Source organism: Azohydromonas caseinilytica, from assembly GCF_012927045.1.
GTDB classification, from domain to species: Bacteria; Pseudomonadota; Gammaproteobacteria; order Burkholderiales; family Burkholderiaceae_C; genus Azohydromonas; species Azohydromonas caseinilytica.
The window spans coordinates 187,378-202,676 of sequence record NZ_JABBFW010000006.1; the positions used below are offsets into that span (position 1 = coordinate 187,378).

General features: G+C 69.3%; 16 protein-coding genes. 7 read left to right on the top strand and 9 right to left on the bottom strand.

Features of this window, described 5'->3' with window-relative positions; translation table 11 throughout:
* Positions 1–57: 57 nt before the first annotated feature.
* Positions 58–1,014, bottom strand: a complete 957-nt coding sequence (egtD, locus tag HHL10_RS11110; protein WP_169160415.1) for an L-histidine N(alpha)-methyltransferase — start codon at positions 1,012–1,014, stop codon at positions 58–60.
* A gap of 90 nt (positions 1,015–1,104) precedes the next feature.
* Here egtD and HHL10_RS11115 point away from each other — a divergent pair, with 90 nt between their 5' ends.
* The 4 genes from HHL10_RS11115 to phnE all read left to right on the top strand — a co-directional run bounded on the left by HHL10_RS11115 (position 1,105) and on the right by phnE (position 4,578).
* Complete coding sequence (locus HHL10_RS11115) at positions 1,105–1,965, top strand: putative selenate ABC transporter substrate-binding protein (RefSeq protein ID WP_169160416.1); 861 nt, start codon at positions 1,105–1,107, stop codon at positions 1,963–1,965.
* Between the two features lie 120 nt (positions 1,966–2,085).
* A complete protein-coding gene (locus HHL10_RS11120; RefSeq protein WP_169160417.1) occupies positions 2,086–2,913 on the top strand; it encodes a phosphonate ABC transporter ATP-binding protein in 828 nt (275 codons plus the stop codon).
* The gene (locus HHL10_RS11125; protein ID WP_169160418.1) at positions 2,910–3,740 is read left to right on the top strand and encodes a PhnE/PtxC family ABC transporter permease; all 831 of its coding nucleotides are present in this window, start codon (positions 2,910–2,912) and stop codon (positions 3,738–3,740) included. The genes HHL10_RS11120 and HHL10_RS11125 overlap by 4 nt, the downstream gene beginning before the upstream one ends.
* Before the next feature lie 4 nt (positions 3,741–3,744).
* The gene (gene phnE / locus HHL10_RS11130) at positions 3,745–4,578 is read left to right on the top strand and encodes a phosphonate ABC transporter, permease protein PhnE (RefSeq protein WP_169160419.1); all 834 of its coding nucleotides are present in this window, start codon (positions 3,745–3,747) and stop codon (positions 4,576–4,578) included.
* Between the two features lie 300 nt (positions 4,579–4,878).
* Here phnE and HHL10_RS11135 read toward each other — a convergent pair whose 3' ends face one another.
* The 8 genes from HHL10_RS11135 to HHL10_RS11170 all read right to left on the bottom strand — a co-directional run bounded on the left by HHL10_RS11135 (position 4,879) and on the right by HHL10_RS11170 (position 11,930).
* Complete coding sequence (locus HHL10_RS11135) at positions 4,879–5,862, bottom strand: Bug family tripartite tricarboxylate transporter substrate binding protein (protein ID WP_169160420.1); 984 nt, start codon at positions 5,860–5,862, stop codon at positions 4,879–4,881.
* Between the two features lie 175 nt (positions 5,863–6,037).
* Positions 6,038–7,348 (bottom strand): citrate synthase, encoded by a 1,311-nt coding sequence (gltA, locus tag HHL10_RS11140; protein WP_169160421.1) that lies wholly within the window; start codon positions 7,346–7,348, stop codon positions 6,038–6,040.
* 19 nt (positions 7,349–7,367) lie between these two features.
* Positions 7,368–7,646: an FAD assembly factor SdhE gene (locus HHL10_RS11145; RefSeq protein WP_029000307.1), complete on the bottom strand. Its 279-nt coding sequence runs from the start codon at positions 7,644–7,646 to the stop codon at positions 7,368–7,370.
* Positions 7,647–7,677: 31 nt separating this feature from the next.
* Positions 7,678–8,382, bottom strand: a complete 705-nt coding sequence (locus HHL10_RS11150; protein WP_169160422.1) for a succinate dehydrogenase iron-sulfur subunit — start codon at positions 8,380–8,382, stop codon at positions 7,678–7,680.
* Positions 8,383–8,395: 13 nt separating this feature from the next.
* A complete protein-coding gene (gene sdhA, locus HHL10_RS11155) occupies positions 8,396–10,123 on the bottom strand; it encodes a succinate dehydrogenase flavoprotein subunit (protein WP_235971360.1) in 1,728 nt (575 codons plus the stop codon).
* Between the two features lie 86 nt (positions 10,124–10,209).
* The gene (gene sdhD / locus HHL10_RS11160; RefSeq protein ID WP_169160424.1) at positions 10,210–10,572 is read right to left on the bottom strand and encodes a succinate dehydrogenase, hydrophobic membrane anchor protein; all 363 of its coding nucleotides are present in this window, start codon (positions 10,570–10,572) and stop codon (positions 10,210–10,212) included.
* A 25-nt stretch (positions 10,573–10,597) separates the two neighbouring features.
* A complete protein-coding gene (sdhC, locus tag HHL10_RS11165) occupies positions 10,598–11,026 on the bottom strand; it encodes a succinate dehydrogenase, cytochrome b556 subunit (RefSeq protein ID WP_169160425.1) in 429 nt (142 codons plus the stop codon).
* Positions 11,027–11,165: 139 nt separating this feature from the next.
* Positions 11,166–11,930 carry a GntR family transcriptional regulator gene (locus HHL10_RS11170; protein ID WP_169160426.1) on the bottom strand — a complete coding sequence of 255 codons (765 nt, stop codon included), beginning with the start codon at positions 11,928–11,930 and terminating at the stop codon, positions 11,166–11,168.
* Between the two features lie 170 nt (positions 11,931–12,100).
* On the opposite strand from HHL10_RS11170, the gene HHL10_RS11175 reads away from it, so the two are divergent.
* The 3 genes from HHL10_RS11175 (at position 12,101) to HHL10_RS11185 (ending at position 15,100) form a co-directional block, all read left to right on the top strand.
* On the top strand, positions 12,101–13,087 hold the full coding sequence (locus HHL10_RS11175) for a malate dehydrogenase (protein WP_169160427.1): 987 nt from the start codon (positions 12,101–12,103) through the stop codon (positions 13,085–13,087).
* Between the two features lie 105 nt (positions 13,088–13,192).
* Complete coding sequence (locus HHL10_RS11180) at positions 13,193–14,224, top strand: HpcH/HpaI aldolase/citrate lyase family protein (RefSeq protein ID WP_169160428.1); 1,032 nt, start codon at positions 13,193–13,195, stop codon at positions 14,222–14,224.
* A 132-nt stretch (positions 14,225–14,356) separates the two neighbouring features.
* A complete protein-coding gene (locus HHL10_RS11185; RefSeq protein WP_169160429.1) occupies positions 14,357–15,100 on the top strand; it encodes a hypothetical protein in 744 nt (247 codons plus the stop codon).
* Positions 15,101–15,299 lie beyond the last annotated feature (199 nt).

A 15,299-nucleotide genomic window follows, 5' to 3' on the forward strand; every position in this document is an offset into this window, starting at 1 on the left:
CGCGGTTATAGCGGCCTGCCGGCGGGCCGGCGCCGGCAGGGACACACGAGTGCCGCGCTACGCCCTCGCCCCAAACACCGCGAACCCCTGCCGCTCGTCCGTCCAGCAGCGCGTGGAGCGCCACCCCGCCTCGTGCAGCAGTTCGTCGAACTGCTCGATGCGGTACTTGTAGGAGTTCTCGGTGTGGATGGTCGCGCCCGCGGCGAAGTCGCGCCGGTGGCCGTCCCAGCGCACCTGCAGGTCGCGCGTGGCACGCAGGTGCATCTCGATGCGCGAGGCCTCCGGGTCGAAGCAGGCCAGGTGCGCCCAGTCGGCCGGGTCGAAGTCGCTGCCGAGCTGGCGGTTCACGTGCAGCAGCAGGTTGCGGTTGAAGGCCGCCGTGACACCCAGCGCGTCGTCGTAGGCCGGCAGCAGCTGTGCCAGCGGCTTGACCAAGTCCACGCCGATGAGCAGCGCCCCGCCCTGGGACTGCTCGCGCACCTGCTGCAGGAAGCGCCGCGCCTGCGCCGGCTCGAAATTGCCGATGCTGGAGCCGGGATAGAACATCAGCCGCGGCCCGGCTTCCAGCGCCGCCGGCAGCGCCAACGACTGTGAGAAATCCAGCGCCACGCCGGTCATGGGCAGCTGCGGGTGCCGCAGCTGCAGTGCCTGCAGCGCGTCGCGGATGAACCCGGCCGCGATGTCCACCGCCACGTAGTGGCCGGGCTGCAGCAGCCCGAACAGCGAGGCGGCCTTGGCGCAGTTGCCCGCGCCCAGGTCCACCAACGTCAGCCCTGTGCCCAGGGCGCGGGCGATCTCGGGGCCCTGCGCCGCGAAGATCGCGGCCTCGGTGCGCGTGGCCTGGTACTCGGGCAGCGCCGTGATGGCCTCGAACAGCCGGCAGCCCAGCGCGTCGTAGAGGTGCTTGGGGGACACATGGGCCGGCCGGGCCAGCAGCCCGGCCGTCAGTTCCGCGGCATGGTCGGCCGGCACGCTGGCCGGGGCTTCGATGAATTTCGGCAGAAGCTCATGCATCCGGCGCACTCTAGGGAGCCTGCCCCCCACAAGATGCGACAGGGTGCAACTGCGGTGTAATTCCGCTCCTTCGATCCAACTCCCAACACGATGAAACCGCCCTTCTCGCCCGCCCGCCGCGCCCTGCTCGCCGCCTCGCTGCTCGCCGCCGTCGGCGCGCAGGCCCAGACCCAGGTGCTGCGCGTCACCGCCATCCCCGACGAGTCGCCCACCGAGCTGGCGCGCAAGGCGGCGCCGCTGATGAAGTACCTGGAGGGCAAGCTGGGCATGAAGGTCGAGTACACGCCCGTCACCGACTACGCCGCCGCCGTGGAGGCGCTGGTCAACAAGAAGGTGGACCTGGCCTGGTTCGGCGGCTTCACCTTCGTGCAGGCCCACGTGCGCTCGGGCGGCAAGGTGATCCCGCTGGTGCAGCGCGAGGAAGATGAAAAATTCCGCTCGGTGTTCATCACCGCCGATCCGGCGATCAAGAGCCTGGCCGACCTGAAGGGCCGCGACCTGAGCTTCGGCTCGCAGAGCTCCACCAGCGGCCACCTGATGCCGCGCCATTTCCTGCTGGCCGCCGGCATCGAGCCCGAGCGCGACCTCAAGCGCGTGGCCTTCAGCGGCGCGCATGACGCCACCATCGCCGCCGTCGCCTCCGGCAAGGTCCAGGCCGGCGCGCTCAACATCTCGGTGTGGGACAAGTTCGTGGCCGACAAGAAGGTGGACACCAGCCGCGTGCGCGTCTTCTTCACCACCCCGCCCTACTACGACTACAACTGGACGGTGCATGCCGACATGCCCGCCGCGCTGCGCGACAAGCTCGGCGCCGCCTTCCTGGCGCTGAACAAGTCCACGCCCGAAGGCCAGCAGGTGCTGGAGCTGCAGCGCGCCACGCGCTTCATCCCGACCAAGGCCGAGAACTACAAGAGCATCGAAGGCGCCGCGCGCAGCGCCGGGCTGCTCTAAGCGCCGACGCCGGCAAGGGCTTGAGCGGCGCGCGGCGCGGACCGGGGGCCCGTGCCGCTACAGTCCGGCCCTTTCGCGGCGACCCCGCATCGGGACTGCCCGCCGCCCGTCCGAATTCCCATGCATCTGTCCCTGTCCCAGGTCAGCGCCGCGCATCCGGCGGCGCGCCGCGGCGCCGCGCCGGCGCTGCGCGGCATCACGCTGTCGCTGCGGCCCGGCGAGCAGGCGGCGCTGATCGGCCCTTCCGGCGCGGGCAAGACCACGCTGCTGCAGGTCGCCGCCGCAGCGCTGCGCCCGGCCTCGGGCCGCGTCGATCTTGACGGCATTGATCCCTGGACCCTGCCCGTGCGCGCGCTGCAGCGCCTGCGCGGCCGCTTGCTGCTGGCACCGCAAGTGCCGCCGCTGCCGCCGCGCCAGCGCGTCATCACCTCGGTGCTGGCGGCCCGGCTGCCGGCCATGGGCTTCTGGACCAGCCTGCGCTCGCTCTTCTACCCCGTGGACATCCCCGGCGCGCATGCGGCGCTGGAGCGCTTCGACCTGGCGGAAAAACTCTTCGAGCGCGTGGACCGGCTCTCCGGCGGCGAGCGCCAGCGCGTGGGCCTGGCGCGCGCGCTGCTGGCGCCGGCCAACCTGTGGCTGGTGGACGAGCCGCTGTCCGCGCTGGACCCGCGCCGCGCCGAGCAGGCGATCGACGCGCTGGTGGACGAGGCGCGCGCGCGCGGCGCCACGCTGCTGGCCTCGTTGCACCAGGTGGACGTGGCGCTGGCGCGTTTCACCCGCGTCATCGGGCTGCGCGACGGTGCGCTGTTCTTCGACCTGCCCGCCGCCGAGGTCACGGCCGAGCGGCTGCGCCAGCTCTATGCGCAGCATGAGGACGAGCTGCGCGCGCCGGCGGCGCAGGACACGTCCGCGCCGGGGCCGAAGCCGGTGGTGATGCACTGCCGATGAGCGCCGTCCTGCCGCCGCCGCGCCGTGATCCGGCGTGGCTGTCCCGCCTGTCCTGGAGCGTCACGGCGCTGGTGCTGCTGTGGCCGCTGGTCGTGCTCACCGAATTCCGGCCGGCGCAGCTCTGGGCGCCGGAGAGCCGCGCGCCGGTGCTCAATTTCCTGGCCGGCTTCTTCCCGCCGGCGCACTCGGCCGAGTTCCTGCAGATGGTGGCGCGCGAAACCTGGCGCACGGTGGCCATGGCCACGGCCGGCATCGTGCTGGGGCTGCTCATCGCCGTGCCCGGCGCGCTGCTGGCCACCGAGGCGCTGTCGGTGTCGCTGCTGTCGGGACGCATGGCGCCACTGCCGCGCGCGCTGCGCCAGGGGGTGCGCTGGGCGCTGATCGTGCTGCGCAGCGTGCCGGAGCTGGTGTGGGCGCTGGTGTTCGTGCGCGTGGTGGGATTGGGGGCGACGCCGGGCGTGCTGGCCATCGCCCTGACCTACGGCGGCATGCTGGGCAAGGTCTACGCCGAGATCCTGGACAGCGGCGAGGCGCCGCCGGCGCAGGCGCTGCTGCGCAACGGCGCCGGGCGGCTGCAGGCCTTCTGCTACGCGCTGCTGCCGCAGAACGCGGCCGAGCTGGCCTCCTACACCGTGTACCGCTGGGAATGCGCCATCCGCAGCTCCGTGGTGCTGGGCTTCGTGGGCGCCGGCGGCCTGGGGCAGCAGATGGACAGCTCGATGAAGATGTTCAACGGCGGCGAGGTCGCCACCATGCTGCTGGTGTTCGTGGCGCTGGTGGCGCTGGCCGACCGCATGAGCGCGGCGTTGCGCCGGCAACTGGGCTGAGGCGATGAGGCAACGACACGGCACCAGCGCCGCCAACCCGCCCTGGAAGCTGCCGCCGCCGCTGTTCAACGCGCGCTGCAAGGCCTGCTGGGCCACGGCCGCCGCGCTCGTGCTGGTGGTGGCCAGCTTCGTGTCGCTGGACCTGCAGTGGGCCGCCTTCTTCTCGCTGGAGGCGCTGGACCGGATGGGTCGCTTCATCGGCGAGTTCTTCCCGCCGGATTTCTCCCTGCCCTTCGTGCGCCGGGTGGCGTGGTCGGCGGTGGAGACGCTGGCGATGTCGGCCCTGGGCACGCTGCTGGCGGCGCTGGCGGGCCTGGCGCTGGCGTTGCCGGCCAGCCGCCATCACGAGGGCGACCGCGCCCGGCTGCGCGGCGCGGCGCGGCTGCTGCTCAATGCGCTGCGCGCCATTCCGGAGCTGGTGTGGGCGGCGCTGCTGCTCATCGCCGCCGGGCTGGGCCCCTTTGCCGGCACGCTGGCGCTGGCGCTGCACACCTCGGGCGTGCTGGGACGGCTCTTCGCCGAGGCGATGGAGAACGCCCCGCGCGATGCCGCCACCGCGCTGCGCACCCAGGGCGTGCACGGCTGGCGCGTGCTGGCCTATGCGACGCTGCCGCAGGTGCTGCCGCAACTGCTCTCCTACACGCTCTACCGCTGGGAGAACAACATCCGCGCCGCGGCGGTGCTGGGCGTGGTGGGTGCCGGCGGGCTGGGGCAGCTGCTGGCCTTTCACATGGGCCTGTTCCACATGAACAAGACCGCCACCGTGCTGATCGCGATGCTGGGGCTCGTGGCGCTGGTGGACGGGCTCAGTTTCGCGATGCGGCGGGGGATGAGGTGATGACCACCGTCGCGAGGCGGCTCATTCCGGTTTCGCTTTACCCGTGGAGTGACCCGTTCGTCCTGAGGTATCGAAGGATGAACGGCCCCGACCGTGGTGCCGCCATCGCAGCCTGTCGGATTCGTACTTCGATACCTCAGTACGAACGGGTCATTTCACGACCAAAGTGGAATCGGTATGAGATGGCGGCACCACGGTGAGGGCCGTTCACCCTTCGACGCGCCCGCAGGGCGTGCCCTGCCCTGAGGTATCGAAGGGTCAGGGCGAACGGAATACTTCACTGGCAAACAGGAAACCGAGTCACTCCGGCTGAATCCCCGCCGCCTGCACCGCCTTGGCCCACTTGATGGTTTCCTTGGCGGCGAACAGGCCCAGCTCCTGCGGGCTGCTGGGCGTGAAGTTGAAGCCCGAAGGAGCGAGCTTGGCCTGCACGGCGGGGTCGGCCAGCGCCGCGCGCACCCACTGGTTCATCTGGCTCACGACGGCCGCCGGCGTGGCCGCGGGCGCGTACATCGCGAACCAGGCCGTCATCTCGAAGCCCGGGACCACCACGGACATCGGCGGCACGCCCGGCAGCATCGGGTGCGGCGCGGCCGAGGTCACGGCCAGCGCGCGCAACTTGCCGGCCTTGACCTGCGGCACGGCACTGGCGGTGTCGGCGAAGACCAGCTGCGTCTGCCCGCCGATGGCGTCGGTCATCGCCGGCTGCACGCCCTTGTAGGGCACGTGCGTCATGCGCAGGCCGTTGGCCGCCACCAGCGCATGGCCCGGGATCAGGCTGCCGCTGGAGCCCGAGCCCCAGGCCAGCTTGTCGGGATTGGCCTTGACGTGGGCCACGAACTTCTGCGGCGTGTCGGCGGGCACCGACGGGTTCACCAGCATCACGAAGGGGATCTCGGCCAGCCGCGCCACCGGCGTGAAGTCCTTGATCGGGTCGTAGGGCAGCTTGCGGTACAGCGAGGCGTTGGCCGCGTGCGTGGTGCTGGTGGCGACGAGGAAGCTGTGGCCGTCGGCCGGCGCCTTGGCCGCCGCGGCGGTGCCGATGCTGCCGTTGGCGCCGGGCTTGTTGTCGATGATCACGCTCTGCCCCGCGGCGCGGCCGATGTGCTCGGCCAGCACGCGCGCGAGCTGGTCGGTGGCGCTGCCGGCCGGGAACGGCACGACGAAGGTGATGGGATGGTCGGGATACTTCCTGGCCTGCGCGGCGGCGGGGCCGGCGACGGCGAAGGCGGCGGCGGCCAGCGACAGGGCCAGCACGCTGCGGCGGGAGGGGAGTTGTTTCATGCGGGTCCTCGGAGGTTGCGGCGCGCAGCATAGCGAGGCCGCGACATCCCGGCGCCGCGATGGGCCGTTGCGCGCTCAAGCGTCGGAACAAATGGTTCGCCCAATGAAAAAACCCCGGCCGGGCCGGGGTTCTCGCGGGGCACCCGGCCGCGAGGCCAGGTGCGGGTGCTGCCGATCAGCGCTGCTGGATCGGGGGCACGTCGCGGCGCGGGGCGCCGACGTAGAGCTGGCGCGGACGGCCGATCTTGTACTCGGGGTCGGCGATCATCTCGTTGAGCTGGGCGATCCAACCCACGGTGCGGGCCAGCGCGAAGATGGCCGTGAACAGGCTCACCGGGATGCCGATGGCGCGCTGCACGATGCCCGAGTAGAAGTCCACGTTCGGGTACAGCTTGCGGGCGACGAAGTACTCGTCTTCCAGCGCGATCTTCTCCAGCGCCATGGCCAGCTTGAACAGCGGGTCGTTTTCCAGGCCCAGGGCGCCCAGCACCTCGTGGCAGGTCTCGCGCATCAGCTTGGCGCGCGGGTCGTAGTTCTTGTAGACCCGGTGACCGAAGCCCATGAGCTTGACGGAGGAGGTCTTGTCCTTCACCTGGTTGATGAACTCGCCGATCTTCTCGACGCCGCCATTGCGCTGGATCTCTTCCAGCATGTTCAGCGCGGCCTCGTTGGCACCGCCGTGGGCCGGGCCCCACAGGCAGGCCACGCCCGCGGCGATGGCCGCGAACGGGTTGGTGCCGGAGGAGCCGCACAGGCGCACCGTGGAGGTCGAGGCGTTCTGCTCGTGGTCGGCGTGCAGGATGAAGATGCGGTCCATCGCGCGCACCAGCACGTCGTTGGGCTCGTAGTCCGCGCACGGCGTGGCGAACATCATCCGCATGAAGTTGCCCGCGTAGGACAGGTCGTTCTTCGGATAGATGTAGGGCTGGCCGATCGAATACTTGTAGGCCATGGCCACCAGCGTGGGCATCTTGGCGATCAGGCGGATCGCCGCGATCTCGCGGTGCTGCGGGTTATTGATGTCGGTGCTGTCGTGATAGAAGGCCGACAGACCGCCCACCAGGCCCGTCATGACGGCCATCGGGTGCGCGTCGCGGCGGAAGCCGCGCAGGAAGAACTGCATCTGCTCGTTGACCATCGTGTGGTTGTTCACGAGCTTGTGGAAGTCCTTCTGCTGCTGTTCGTTGGGCAGCTCGCCCTTGAGCAGCAGGTAGCAGGTGTCCAGGAAGTCGCAGTTCGTGGCCAGCTGCTCGATGGGGTAGCCGCGGTACAGCAGCTCGCCCTTGTCGCCGTCGATGTAGGTGATGGCGGACTGGCACGAGGCGGTGGACAGGAAGCCGGGGTCGTAGGTGAACTTGCCGGTCTGGCCGTAGAGCTTGCGGATGTCGATCACATCCGGGCCGATGCTGCCCTTGTACAGGGGCAGTTCCATGCTCGGGCTGCCGTCCGAGAACGACAGGGTGGCTTTCACGTCGGAGGCATTCATCGGGAGGTTCCCTTTCACGTCAATTCGGTTGCATCGGCGGCGTGCGCAGCTGCGCCAGCAGCGCACGCACGTCCTCACGATCCAGTTCGCCCTGCGGCTCCTTGCGGCGGAGCAGCAGGTCCAGCAGGTCGTTGTCCGAGAGCTCCATGAGCGCGGACAACGCCTCGCCCTGCGCCACGGTCAACGTGGCCTCGTGGCGCTGGAAGAAGCGTTCGATCAGCAGATCGTTCTCCAGCAACCCGCGGCGGCAGCGCCACTTGAGCTTGCTCAATGCGCGGGCGTCGAGAAGATTGTCCATGGCAGGCTTTCGGAGGGCTGACCGGCGGTGGTTACACCGCGCGGCGCACCATGAGTTCCTTGATCTTGCTGATCGCGCCAGCAGGATTGAGGCCCTTGGGGCAGACGTCCACGCAGTTCATGATCGTGTGGCAACGGAAGAGCCGGTACGGGTCTTCCAGGTTGTCCAGACGCTCGGCGGTGCCCTGGTCGCGGCTGTCGGCGATGAAGCGGTAGGCCTGCAGCAGGCCGGCCGGGCCGACGAACTTGTCGGGGTTCCACCAGAAGCTCGGGCAGCTCGTGGAGCAGCTCGCGCACAGGATGCACTCGTACAGGCCGTTGAGCTCGTCGCGCTCCTCGGGCGACTGCAGCCGCTCCTTGTCGGGCGGCGGCGTGTCGTTGACGAGGTAGGGCTTGATCGAGTGGTACTGCTTGAAGAACTGCGTCATGTCCACGATCAGGTCGCGGACCACGGGCAGCCCCGGCAGCGGCTTGAGCACCACGGTGCCCGGCAGCGAGCGCATGTTGGTCAGGCACGCCAGGCCGTTCTTGCCGTTGATGTTCATCGCGTCCGAGCCGCACACGCCTTCGCGGCAGGAGCGGCGGAAGCTGATGGACGGGTCCACCTGCTTGAGCTTGATCAGGGCGTCCAGCAGCATGCGCTCGGAGCCGTCGAGCTCGACCTCGATGGTCTGCATGTAGGGCCGGGCGTCCTTGTCGGGGTCGTAGCGGTAGATCTGGAAGGTGCGCTTTGCCATGGCTGTACTTCTTTCAGAACGAACGGACCTTCGGCGGAATCGACTCCGTCGTCAGCGGCTTCAGGTTGACCGGCTTGTAGGCCAGGCGGCGGCCCTCGCTGTAGTACAGCGTGTGCTTGAGCCAGTCCTTGTCGTTGCGGCCGTTCGGGAACTCGGGGCTGTCGGCGTAGTCGTCGACGGTGTGCGCGCCGCGGCTCTCGGTGCGGGCGGCGGCCGACACCATCGTGGCCTGCGCGGCCTCGATCAGGTTATCGACTTCCAGCGCCTCGATGCGCGCGGTGTTGAAGACCTTGCTCTTGTCCTTGAGCGTGATGCTCGACACGCGCTTGGCGACTTCGTTGATCTTCACGACGCCCTCGTCCATGCTCTTTTGCGTGCGGAACACGCCCGCGTGCTGCTGCATGGTCTTGCGGATGTCGTTGGCCACGTCCTGCGCGTACTCGCCCGAGGTGCTGGACTCCAGGCGTGCCAGGCGCGCCAGCGTGCGGTCGGCGGCGTCGGCCGGCAGCGGCTTGTGCGACTTGGTCTTGAGCGCCGTGTCCACGATGTGGTTGCCCGCGGCCTTGCCGAACACCAGCAGGTCCAGCAGCGAGTTCGTGCCCAGGCGGTTGGCGCCGTGCACGCTCACGCAGGAACACTCGCCCACCGCGTACAGGCCGTTGATGACCTCGTTGGGGATGCCGTTGTTCGGGATCACCACCTGGCCGTGGATGTTGGTCGGGATGCCGCCCATCTGGTAGTGGATGGTGGGCACCACGGGGATCGGCTCCTTGGTGATGTCGACGTTGGCGAAGTTGTGGCCGATCTCGAACACCGAGGGCAGGCGCTTGAGGATGGTCTCGGCGCCCAGGTGCGTCATGTCCAGCACGACGTAGTCCTTGTTGGGACCGCAACCACGACCTTCCTTGATCTCCTGGTCCATGCAGCGCGAGACGAAGTCGCGCGGGGCCAGGTCCTTCAGCGTCGGGGCATAGCGCTCCATGAAGCGCTCGCCGTTGATGTTGCGCAGGATGGCGCCCTCGCCGCGGCAGCCCTCGGTCAGCAGCACGCCAGCACCCGCCACGCCGGTGGGGTGGAACTGCCAGAACTCCATGTCCTGCAGCGGGATGCCCGCGCGCGCGGCCATCCCGAGGCCGTCGCCGGTGTTGATGAAGGCGTTGGTGCTGGCAGCGAAGATGCGGCCCGCGCCGCCGGTGGCCAGCAGCACGGTCTTGCCTTCGAGGATGTGCACCTCGCCGGTTTCCATCTCCAGCGCCGTCACGCCCACCACGTCGCCCTCGGCGTCGCGAATGAGGTCCAGCGCCATCCACTCGACGAAGAACTGCGTGCGCGCCTTGACGTTCTGCTGGTACAGCGTGTGCAGCATCGCGTGGCCGGTGCGGTCCGCGGCGGCGCAGGCGCGCTGCACGGGCTTCTCGCCGTAGTTGGCGGTGTGGCCGCCGAACGGGCGCTGGTAGATGGTGCCGTCCGGGTTGCGGTCGAAGGGCATGCCGAAGTGCTCGAGCTCGTACACGACCTTCGGCGCCTCGCGGCACATGAACTCGATGGCGTCCTGGTCGCCGAGCCAGTCGGAGCCCTTGACGGTGTCGAAGAAGTGGTAGTGCCAGTTGTCCTCGTTCATGTTGCCCAGCGAGGCACCGATGCCGCCCTGGGCAGCCACCGTGTGCGAACGCGTGGGGAACACCTTGGACAGCACGGCCACGTTCAGGCCCGCGCGGGCCAGCTGCAGCGAGGCGCGCATGCCGGAGCCGCCGGCCCCGATGATGACGACGTCGAACTTGCGCTTAGAGATCGATCCCAATGCCACTTGCTACTCCCGAATGTTCTTCAAAGGCGCCACAGCACCTGGACCGCCCAACCCGCGCAGCCCACCAGCCACGCGAGCGTGAAAACCTGCAGCGCCAGCCGCGTGCCCACCGGCTTGACGTAGTCCATCCAGATGTCGCGCACGCCCACCCAGGCATGCCAGGCCAGCGACACGATCACGATGAAGGTCAGCACCTTCATCCACTGCGCCGAAAAGATGCCGGCCCAACGGTCATAGTTGAGCTCGCCGGGCATGAGCACCTGCGCCAGCAGCACGATGGTGAACAGCGCCATCAGCGCGCCCGTGACGCGCTGGCTCAGCCAGTCGCGCAGGCCGTAATGCGCGCCCACCACGAGGCGCTTGGATCCGTAGTTCTGGTTCATGTGTGTTTCCCCTCGCAGCAGGACATCAGTACAGGCCGAACAGCTTGGCGCCCAGCACCAGCGTCAGCACCACGCCCAGGACCAGCACGGTCAGCGCCGAGCTGCGGCCGAAAGCCTTGGTGGTGTTGTGCGTCGCATCCATCCACAGATGGCGCACGCCGGCGAAGAAGTGATGCAGGTAGCCCCAGATCAGCGCCAGGGCCACGAGCTTGATGAACCAGCCCGGGAAAATGCCCACACCCGCGTTGAAGGCGCTGGTGAAGCGCTCGTAGGAGATTTCCGAGGAAACGCTGGTGTCGAACATCCAGATGATGAACGGCAGCAGGAAGAAAATCAGCGCGCCGCTGATGCGGTGCAGGATCGACACGATGCCCGAGGGCGGCAGACGGTAGGAAACGATCTGCGAGATATGGATGTTGCGAAAGACGGGTCTTTGCTTGAACGTGTCTGCCATGGTCCTGCCTTGCCTAAAAGTTGGTTCGCCGGGGTGCGGATAAACCCGCTGATTTTAGTTCAGTGATACATGCCGTCACGTCACCCCTACTGCGGACTGCGCCAGAAAGGGACGTGAAAGCGTGCTGCGATAGCGTCTTTCAGCTCAATTCGTTGCGGTAATAGTGGTGGGCGGTGTTGTAGAGGCCGCGTCGCAGCTCCACGGGCTTGTCGCCATAGGTGCGCGACAAGCGCTCCACGCTCAGCAGCGGCGCGCCGGTCTCCAGCATCAGCCATTGGGCCGTGGCCGCATCGGCCGCCACGGCCCGAATCTGCTCCTCGGCGCGGATCATGCGCACGCCGAACTCGCTCTCGAACATCTCGTACATCGGCCCGCGCCAGCCCGACAGCCGCTCGGCCGACAGGCCCTTGAACAGCGCGCCGGGCAGCCAGATGTCGTCCAGCACCACGGGCTGGCCCTGCGCCGACAGCAGCCGCCGCACCAGCACCGCGGCCTCGCCGCTCTTGAGCTCCAGCGCGCGCGCCACGTCGGCCGGGGCACGCTGGCGGCGGCAGTCGAGCACGCGGCGCTCCACCGGCGGCACGCCGCCTTCTTCAGGCGTCAGGCGCAGGAAGCGGTACTTCACATGCTGCTCGGCATGCGTGGCCACGAAAGTGCCCTTGCCCTGCCGGCGCACCAGCAGGCCCTCGGCCGCGAGCTCGTCGATGGCCTTGCGCACCGTGCCCTGGCTGACCTTGAAGCGAGCCGCCAGTTCCAGCTCGCTGGGGATGGCTTCGCCGGGCTTCCACTCGCCGCCTTGCAGGCTGCGCGTGAGCAGCGCCTTGATCTGCTGGTACAGCGGGCTGAAAGCGGGTGCCGCGCCGGCTTCTGCGGACGGGTCAATGGGATGAGCGGCGGCGGGCATGGACGCGATTGCAGCACAAGCTGGGGAATACGTCCATTGAAACGTATCTTATATAAGACATAAGATCAGCAATTGGTGTGCCTCGGCGCCGCGCATGGCTACACTTGCGACCCGGCGCGTCCGCGAGCCGCGGGCGCAGTTCAACCTCCCCTGTCATTTGGAGACGCTCCATGAGCAAAGCACCCGTTCGCGTCGCGGTCACCGGCGCCGCCGGCCAGATCGGTTATGCCCTGCTGTTCCGCATTGCCTCCGGCGAGATGCTGGGCAAGGACCAGCCCGTGATCCTGCAGCTGCTGGAGATCCCGGACGAGAAGGCCCAGAACGCGCTCAAGGGCGTGATCATGGAGCTCGAAGACTGCGCCTTCCCGCTGCTGGCCGGCATCGAGGCCCACAGCGACCCGATGACCGCCTTCAAGGACACCGACTACGCCCTGCTGGTCGGCGCCCGTCCCCGCGGCCCCGGCATGGAGCGTGCCGACCTGCTGGCCGCCAACGCCCAGATCTTCACGGCCCAGGGCAAGGCCCTGAACGCCGTGGCCTCGCGCAACGTCAAGGTGCTGGTGGTGGGCAACCCGGCCAACACCAACGCCTACATCGCCATGAAGTCGGCCCCGGACCTGCCGGCCAAGAACTTCACGGCCATGCTGCGCCTGGACCACAACCGCGCCGCCTCGCAGATCGCCGCCAAGACCGGCAAGGCCGTGGGCTCGATCGAGAAGCTGTGCGTGTGGGGCAACCACTCGCCCACGATGTACGCCGACTACCGCTTCGCCACCATCGACGGCCAGGGCGTCAAGGACCTGATCAACGACGAGGCCTGGAACCGTGACGTGTTCCTGCCCACCGTGGGCAAGCGCGGCGCCGCCATCATCGCCGCCCGCGGCCTGTCCTCGGCCGCCTCGGCCGCCAACGCCGCCATCGACCACATGCGCGACTGGGCCCTGGGCACCAACGGCGCCTGGACCACGATGGGCGTGCCCTCCAAGGGCGAGTACGGCATCCCGGCCGAAGTCGTGTTCGGCTTCCCCGTGACCTGCGAGAACGGCGAGTACAAGATCATCGAGGGCCTGCCCATCGACGAGTTCTCGCAAGAGCGCATCAACGTCACCCTGGCCGAGCTCCAGGGCGAGCAGGACGGCGTCAAGCACCTGCTGTAATCCGGCGCCTCGCCGCCCTGGCCCTTGCCGGCCGCGGGCGGCCTGAACGCTGAACCCGGGGCCGGTGACCATTCACCGGCCTTTTTTGCTTTAGGGACCGCTGCCGTGACCTCACCCATCCATCCCCGCCAGGCCCTGTTCGAAGACGGCGAGCTGCCGCCCTCGCTGCCCGTGTGCGACCACTACGCCGGCGTGGAGCCGCGCATGGGCAAGAGCCTGCAGCTGCAGGCCGAGATGGGGCCGGTGTTCGACATCACGCTCGACTGCGAGGACGGCGCCCCGGTGGGCGGCGAGATCGAGCACGCGCAGCACATCGCCGAGCTGGTGAACTCGGCCCAGAACCGCTTCGGCCGCGTCGGTGCGCGCGTGCCCGAGGTCGGGCATGAAAAATTCGAGGCCGTGGCCGAGCTGCTGGTGCGGCAGTGCGGCGCTCGGCTGGCCTACCTGATGATCCCCAAGCCGCGCGGCCTGGCGGAGCTGCAGCGCGCCATCGACTTCATCGACGCCGCGTCGGATCGCGCCGGCCTCGCCCGCCGCATTCCGCTGCACGCGCTGGTGGAGACGCATGGCGCGCTGCACGAGGTGTTCGCGCTGGCCGCGCATCCGCGCATCGAGTCGCTGTCCTTCGGCCTGATGGACTTCGTCTCGGCGCACCGCGGCGCGGTGCCGGCCTCGGCCATGGGCGTGCAGGGCCAGTTCGAGCACCCGCTGGTGGTGCGCGCCAAGCTGGAGATTGCCGCGGCCTGCCATGCCCACGCCAAGGTGCCTTCGCACTGCGTGGTGACGGAGTTCAAGCACACCAGCGCGCTGGAGCAGGCCGCCACGCGCGCGGGCCGCGAGTTCGGCTACACGCGCATGTGGAGCATCCACCCGGCGCAGATCCGCCCCATCGTCGATGCCTTCACGCCCACGGCCGCCGAGGTCGATCGCGCCGTGGAGATCATCAGCGCCGCGCAGGCCGCCGGCTGGGCCCCGATCCGCCACCAGCATGGCGGGCACGACCAGCTGCACGACCGCGCCAGCTACCGCTACTTCTGGCATGTGCTGGAGCGCGCGCACCGCACCTCCTGGAGCGACGGCGCGCAGTTGCCGGAAGAGGTGCGGCGGGCCTGGTTCAGCGGCACGGCGCAGGCCTGAAGCCGGCGCACGATGGAGCATTTGGCGGGCCCGTGAAAATTTGTAGCGGGCCCGCAACCATGCTCTGCCTGGGTGCTGGCGCCAGGGAGACAATCACGCTCCCGCGCGGCTGATACGCGTCCAGGAGACTTCATGATCGCTTCCCTTCGACTGGCGGCACTGGCCGCCGCTGCCGCTTTCGGCCTGATGAGCGCCACCGCCGCGCAGGCCGAAGACGCGCCCAAGACCAAGGCCAAGGCCAGCGCCAAGGCCCCCGCCAAGAAGGCGGAAAAGGCCGAGAAGGCTGAGAAGACGGCCAAGGCCTCGAAGGCCGCCGCCGCCAAGCCCGTTGTCGAGGCGCCGCTGCCCGACGCCGACGAGACCCAGCTCGCCGCCGCGCAGCGCGCCTACCAGGGCGCCTACGCCTGCGAGTTCAACCAGACCGTCCAGATCGCGCCCCACGCCAAGCACGCCGGCTACCTGGACGTGACCTGGAAGAAGGACGTGTTCACCATGAAGCCCGTGCTCTCGCCCACCGGCGCGCTGCGCCTGGAGGACGTCAAGGGCCGCGCGCTGATGGTGCAGATCGCCAACAAGTCCATGCTGATGGACACCAAGGCCGGCCAGCGCCTGGTGGACGAGTGCCAGAGCGCCGAGCAGCGCGACTTCGCCGCCGCCGCCAAGCTCGCGCCGCCGGTCAGCAGCCTGGGCATCGACCCGAACAAGGCGGCGGCCGTTGCCGCCGCGGCGCCGGCGCAGCCGGCCGCGCCCGTGCAGGCCGTCGCCCCGGTGCAGACCGCCGCTCCGGAGCAGGCCGTTGCGCCCATGCCGGCCGTGGCGCCGGTGCAGGGCAACGAGCCCGCCGCCCAGCCCATGCTGGCCGTGGACGCCAAGTAAGCACGCCCGCGCGGCGGCGCGACCCCCTGGAGGCCGCGCCACGAGCCGCCCGCCGCCGCGCCCCGCGGCGACGGATTGACCCCCTGCAAGGCCGGCGCAAGCCGGCTTTTCCGCACTCGCGACGCTCCAGCCCCGCCCCGGGGCGGCGCGAGCGTGCACACTCGCGCGGCGCGCGCGCCACAGCGCCGCGCTGGGGCAC